Origin of the sequence: Salibaculum sp., from assembly GCF_035270045.1 — a bacterium.
Lineage (GTDB): Bacteria > Pseudomonadota > Alphaproteobacteria > Rhodobacterales > Rhodobacteraceae > Salibaculum.
In genome coordinates this window covers 1-5,835 of sequence record NZ_DATFIP010000070.1, presented here as the reverse complement: position 1 = coordinate 5,835, position 5,835 = coordinate 1, and the positions used below count along the sequence as shown (strand labels likewise).

Annotated in this window: 6 protein-coding genes and 1 pseudogene; 4 read left to right on the top strand and 3 right to left on the bottom strand. The window is 64.5% G+C overall.

Annotated elements, in window-relative coordinates:
- The 3 genes from VJ897_RS11980 to VJ897_RS11970 form a co-directional block, all read right to left on the bottom strand.
- Positions 1-141, bottom strand: a 141-nt coding sequence (locus VJ897_RS11980; RefSeq protein WP_324055019.1) for a GTP-binding protein, incomplete at its 3' end; no start/stop codon positions are given.
- 127 nt (positions 142-268) lie between these two features.
- On the bottom strand, positions 269-907 hold the full coding sequence (locus VJ897_RS11975) for a hypothetical protein (RefSeq protein WP_324055901.1): 639 nt from the start codon (positions 905-907) through the stop codon (positions 269-271).
- A gap of 75 nt (positions 908-982) precedes the next feature.
- A complete protein-coding gene (locus VJ897_RS11970) occupies positions 983-3,436 on the bottom strand; it encodes a DNA topoisomerase IV subunit A (RefSeq protein ID WP_324055900.1) in 2,454 nt (817 codons plus the stop codon).
- Between the two features lie 115 nt (positions 3,437-3,551).
- Here VJ897_RS11970 and VJ897_RS11965 point away from each other — a divergent pair, with 115 nt between their 5' ends.
- From VJ897_RS11965 to VJ897_RS11950, 4 genes and pseudogenes are all read left to right on the top strand, one after another.
- The gene (locus tag VJ897_RS11965) at positions 3,552-4,385 is read left to right on the top strand and encodes an SDR family NAD(P)-dependent oxidoreductase (protein WP_324055899.1); all 834 of its coding nucleotides are present in this window, start codon (positions 3,552-3,554) and stop codon (positions 4,383-4,385) included.
- Positions 4,386-4,447: 62 nt separating this feature from the next.
- Positions 4,448-4,648, top strand: coding sequence for a twin transmembrane helix small protein (locus tag VJ897_RS11960; protein ID WP_324055898.1), 201 nt, complete (start codon positions 4,448-4,450; stop codon positions 4,646-4,648).
- Positions 4,648-5,220 (top strand): cob(I)yrinic acid a,c-diamide adenosyltransferase, encoded by a 573-nt coding sequence (locus VJ897_RS11955; protein WP_324055902.1) that lies wholly within the window; start codon positions 4,648-4,650, stop codon positions 5,218-5,220. The genes VJ897_RS11960 and VJ897_RS11955 overlap by 1 nt, the downstream gene beginning before the upstream one ends.
- A gap of 193 nt (positions 5,221-5,413) precedes the next feature.
- A pseudogene (locus VJ897_RS11950) lies at positions 5,414-5,835 on the top strand (electron transfer flavoprotein subunit beta/FixA family protein); the annotation flags it as partial.

Genomic DNA, 5,835 nt, shown 5'->3' with positions numbered 1-5,835 from the left:
ACCGTCAATGCTGTCATACGCCTGGAAATCACCGAAATACTTCGTGATCGCAGCCGTCAGCGTCGTCTTGCCGTGGTCAACGTGACCAATCGTACCGATGTTCACGTGCTCTTTCGAACGATCAAACTTTTCCTTTGCCATGGTGCGCGGCGCCTTGTCGTTTCGGGGGCCTTGGCGGAATGCAGCAGCGGCCCGGGTTTACATCGCGGGCCGTTTATTGCCTTGCCGGGGGAAAATCAAGCGCGACTTGCGCCGCCCCGACGCGCGTTCAATTGGTTGCCGGCGGGGTCTCGTCGGGCAGCACCGCGTCGGGGTCGTCAACCAGGACATTGCCCTCGACGATGGTCTCGTCCTCGGGCAGGACCTCGGGGGTGCCGCCGAACCAATCGGCATTCTCTCGCATGGTGCGCTCGATGGCACGGGCCGCATTGAAGGCCAGGCCCTCAAGCTGTTCCTCGCGCGAGCGAGAAAGCCCCGAGCCGAGGAATGGGACCGAGCAGCAGGGTTCGAAAACGGTCAGCTGGATCGGCTCCTCGTTGAGCTTGGTCTGTGTTGCGTCCTCGAAGAAGTTGGCGGTGACGATCAGCACCGACTTGGGCGAGTAAATCAGAGGAATGCCGGGTTGGGCGAGCACGTAACCCTCGATCGCGACGCCGATATGGTAGTATTCATCGCCAGGGAAGCGCGTTTCGTTGAACCGGTCGGCCACGGCCTTGCGCATCGCCGCGTTCCATTCCTCGGCGCTGGCATCGCGCGAAAAGGGGCCCTTTTCCGGGTCAGGCGTTACGGCGATGTTGTGACCAAGGCGAAATTCCCCGATCGGGTCAGGCATTTCGGTCAGGTCATCGCGCACACCACCACAGGCGGTCAGCACCAGAAGGCCCAGCAGGCCGATCATGATACGCATGGAACATCCCCCTCGCGTCCAACTCATCAAGGATTAACCCAGCAAGGCTTAACGCGCAATCGACCCATGGCCTGGTCAGGTGAAGCGATTGTCTCGTGGGAAGCCATGCGGCGGTTGCTTGCCCATGCCCGCGCGCTTGCCCAGCCAAGGCCCCAGGTCACGTTCGGTGCGGGTATTGCCATTGCCCATGGCCCAGCTGAGCCCATCGGACCAGTCGAACGTGGTAATGTCGGCCAGGCCGCCGTCCAGTTCCAGCATGCCCTGACGTCCGCGGGCCTGCTTGTATTTCTGCAACCGCACACCCTTGCCGCGGCCCATTTCGGGCACCTCCGAAAGCGGGAATACCAGGAACTTGCGGTTCTCGGACACGACGGCGACATGATCCCCGACGACCCGGCGCACGGCGCGGGCCACGGCATCGCCCTTGACGTTCAGCACCTGCTTGCCCGAGCGCGTCTGCGCCACGACATCCCCCTCGGACACGACGAAACCGTCCCCGGCGCTCGAGGCCACCAGCAACCGTTCGCCCGGGCGATGCACGAAAAGATCGACGATATCGCATTCGTTGGGCAGGTCGACCATCAGCCGCAGGGGTTCCCCCATGCCGCGCCCACCGGGCAGGTTCGCCGCCGACAGCGTGTAGAACCGCCCGTTGGTCCCGAAGATCAGGAGCCGGTCGGTCGTCTCGGCGTGAAAGATGAAGCGCGGCCCGTCACCGTCCTTGAACTTCAGCTCGCGGGTCAGGTCGATATGGCCCGACATGGCCCGTATCCAGCCCCGCTGCGAGCAGACAACCGTGATCGGCTCACGGTCGATCATGGCTTCAAGCGGCACCTCCTCGACCGCACCGGCCTCGGCGAAGCCGGTGCGGCGCGCCCCGCCCTCGGCCCTGGTGCCGTAATCCTTGCGGACTGCGCGCAATTGCTCGGCGATGCGCGCCCATTGCAGGCCCTCGTCTTCCAACAGGTCCTCGATCCCGGCGCGTTCGACCATCAACTCGTCCCGCTCGCGGATCAGGGCCTCTTCTTCCAGCCTCCGAAGGCTTCGCAGGCGCATGTTGAGGATTGCCTCGGCCTGAACATCGGACAGGCCGTTCTCACGCCCGGCATAGCTCGACGGCACCTTGCGTTCGCTGTCGCCCTCGTCCAGCCCCGGGGCGATGGCGCTCTCGTCCACGACCAGTGACAGGTTTTCCACGTCCAACCCGGCCAGGGGGGACAGGTAGTCGGCCTCGGAACTGGCGCGGCGAATGCCGTCCTGGTGCGGACGGCTCCAGTCCTCGTACATCAGGGCCGCCTTGGGGTCGTCGTCGTAGCGGATGATGTCGATTACTCGGTCGAGGTTCAGAAAGGCCGTGATCAGCCCCGACAGCACTTCAAGCCGGTTGTCGATCTTGTCCAGCCGATACTGGCTGCGGCGCAACAGGACCGCGCGCCGGTGATCGAGGAACGCCCGCAGCACTTCCCTGAGGCTGCAGACCTTCGGCGTGACACCATCGACCAGCACGTTCATGTTCAGGCTGAAGCGCGTTTCCAGGTCGGAATTTCGGAAAAGCGTCGACATCAGGACATCCGCCTGGACGTTCTTCGAGCGCGGCTCCAGCACGATACGGATGTCGTCGGCGCTTTCGTCGCGGACGTCCGCCAGGATCGGGACCTTCTTGGTCTGGATCAATTCTGCCAGCTTCTCGATCAGCCGGGATTTCTGGACCTGGTAGGGGATCTCCGTGACCACGACCTGCCACTGGCCACGGCCCAGCTCCTCGACCTCCCACCTGGCCCGCAGCCGAAAGCCGCCCTTTCCGGTGCGATAGGTCTCGGCCATGCTCTCCGGTGGCTCGACGATGATGCCGCCGGTGGGGAAATCGGGACCCTTGATGTAGTTGAGCAGCGTGTCATCGCGCGCATCAGGCGTCTTGATCAGGTGCAGGCAGGCCGCGATGACCTCGTCCAGGTTGTGCGGCGGAATATTGGTGGCCATGCCCACGGCAATACCGCTGGCGCCATTGGCCAGCAGGTTGGGAAAGGCCGCCGGCAGCACCACCGGTTCGCGCAGGGTGCCATCGTAGTTTTCCCGGAAATCGACCGCGTTCTCCGACAGCCCCTCCAGCAGGGCCTCGGCGGCGCGGGTCATCCGGGCCTCGGTGTAGCGGCTGGCCGCCGGATTGTCGCCATCGACATTGCCGAAGTTGCCCTGCCCGTCGACCAAGGGGTAGCGCACGTTGAAATCCTGGGCCAATCGCGCCATGGCATCATAGATCGCCGCATCGCCATGCGGGTGGTAGTTGCCCATCACGTCGCCGCTGATCTTGGCGGACTTGCGATAACCCCCGGTCGCGGACAGCCGCAACTCGCGCATGGCAAACAGGATTCGCCGATGAACCGGCTTGAGGCCATCGCGCGCATCGGGCAGCGCCCGGTGCATGATAGTGGACAAGGCGTAGGTCAGATAGCGCTCGCCAATGGCGCGGCGCAGCGGCTCGGCCATGTTCATCGGGTCGATGTTGGGGTCTGTCGTCTCGTCGGACATAGATGGTGTGTAGCCAAGCCGGCAGGCCGCGTAAATCGCCAATTCGACCCCTGAACCCCGCCCCGACGCCGAAGACACCTTGCCTTGCGCCGTCTTTGGCGACACAACCCCGGACGTGACCCGTCGCTCGATCCTGATAACCGGCTGCTCTTCCGGTATAGGCGCCGATGCCGCCCGCACGTTGCACGCGCGTGGCTGGCTTGTCTTTGCCAGTTGCCGGGCCGAGAAGGACTGCGAGACGCTGCGTGCGGAAGGGCTGTACAGCCCGCGGCTCGACTACGATGACCCGGGCTCGATCCGCGATGCGCTGGCCGAAGTGCTGGAGGCCACGGGCGGCACGCTGGACGCGGTATTCAATAATGGCGCCTATGCCATCCCCGGCGCGGTCGAGGATGTGCCTCGCGACGCCCTGCGCGCGATCTACGAAACCAACCTCTTCGGCGTCCATGACCTGACCCGGCAGGTGATCCCGGTCATGCGCGCCCAGGGACACGGGCGCATCGTCAACTGTTCCTCGGTTCTTGGGCTCGTGCCGATGAAGTGGCGCGGCGCCTATGTTTCGACGAAATACGCCATGGAGGGGCTGACCGACGTGCTGCGGCTGGAAATGGCCGAGGCCGGGATCGACGTTGTCCTGATCGAACCCGGTCCGATCACCAGTCGCATCCGCGAAAACTCCCGCCGGCCCTTCGAAACCTGGATCGACTGGAAGGCCTCTGCTCGCCGCGTCCAGTACGAGACCAGCCTGCTCGAACGGCTCTATCACGACAAGGACAAGCCCGACCGCTTCGAGTTGCCCCCCGGCGCAGTGACCCGCAAGCTCATACAAGCCCTCGACGCACCTCGTCCTCATCCGCGCTACCGCGTGACCACGCCGACCCATATCATGGCGCTGGCGCGGCGCGTGCTGCCAACCCGGACCCTGGACTGGCTCATCGCCAAGGGCTGACCCCTTTCCTTTCCCGCAAGAGCTGCTAAGTCCGCCGCAACCATGATCGAAAGGCCCCGAACATGACGCCCCAACCCCTTATCATCGCGATCGTCATCGCCTGCCTCGTTGTGGCGCTGATCCTGATCCGCGGCATATCGATGTTCGGCACCGGGGCCGACCCGAAAAAATCCAACAAGGTTATGCAAATGCGTATCCTGGCCCAGCTGGTGGCGGTTGTCATAATCGTTGTCGGTGCGCTGATGCTGAATGGAGCGGAATGATGGTCGTCCTGAACAAGATCTACACGAAGACTGGCGATGATGGCGAAACCGCCCTGGGCAACGGTGCCCGTGTGGCCAAGCATGGGATGCGCGTCACCGCCTATGGCACCGTCGACGAGGCGAACGCGGCCGTCGGCATGGCACGTCTACATGCCGAGGGTGATCTGGACGCCCGTCTGACACGCATCCAGAATGATCTGTTCGACCTCGGCGCAGACCTCTGCCGCCCGGACATGGAAAACGACGACAAGGCCGAGTTCCCACCCCTGCGCGTGGCCGACAGCCAGGTCGCCCGCCTCGAGTCGGAGATCGACGAGATGAACGCTGGCCTCGAACCCCTGCGCAGCTTTATCCTGCCCGGCGGCTCGCCGCTGTCCGCGCATCTTCATGTCTGCCGGACGGTCTCGCGCCGCGCCGAACGGCTGGCCGTGGAACTGGCGACAATGGAAACCGTCAACCCGGCAGCGGTGAAATACCTCAACCGGCTCAGCGACTGGTTCTTCGTGGCCGCCCGCGTTGCCAATGCCAACGGCGAGGCCGACGTGTTGTGGAAGCCCGGCGCGAACCGCTGAGACCCGGCCGGGACGGCGGGCGGGGCGATGTCGCCGCCCGCACCGGGCGGTGACGAGCGGCGCACGGCGGCCCCATGGATTTCAAGAACGCGACGTCGGTTGGCGCTAACGTGACGATTTTGCACTGTTGCCGCTGCCAAGCCCGCGCTACCTACGGGGGCGAGAACAGGAATCCATAGGGAGATTTACGCTGATGAAGGTGCTTGTGCCCGTCAAACGCGTGATCGATTACAACGTGAAGGTCCGCGTCAAGGCGGATGGGTCCGGTGTCGATCTCGCCAACGTCAAGATGTCGATGAACCCCTTCGACGAGATCGCTGTCGAAGAGGCCATCCGCCTCAAGGAAGCCGGGAAGGCCGACGAGGTCGTCGCCGTCTCCATCGGCGTGAAGCAGGCCCAGGAGACGCTGCGCACCGCGCTCGCCATGGGCGCCGACCGGGCGATCCTCGTCGTCGCCGCCGACGACGTGCACACCGACATCGAGCCGCTGGCGGTGGCGAAGATCCTGGCGAAGATCGTCGAGGAGGAGGGCCCCGGCCTCGTCCTGTGCGGCAAGCAGGCGATCGACAACGACCTGAACGCCACCGGCCAGATGCTGGCCGCGCTGTGCGGCTG

Coding starts and splice junctions, on each gene's coding strand:
- VJ897_RS11960 (WP_324055898.1), top strand. CDS start 4,448: ATGACGCCCCAACCCCTTATCATCGCGATCGTCATCGCCTGCCTCGTT.
- VJ897_RS11955 (WP_324055902.1), top strand. CDS start 4,648: ATGGTCGTCCTGAACAAGATCTACACGAAGACTGGCGATGATGGCGAA.
- VJ897_RS11970 (WP_324055900.1), bottom strand. CDS start 3,436: ATGTCCGACGAGACGACAGACCCCAACATCGACCCGATGAACATGGCC.
- VJ897_RS11975 (WP_324055901.1), bottom strand. CDS start 907: ATGCGTATCATGATCGGCCTGCTGGGCCTTCTGGTGCTGACCGCCTGT.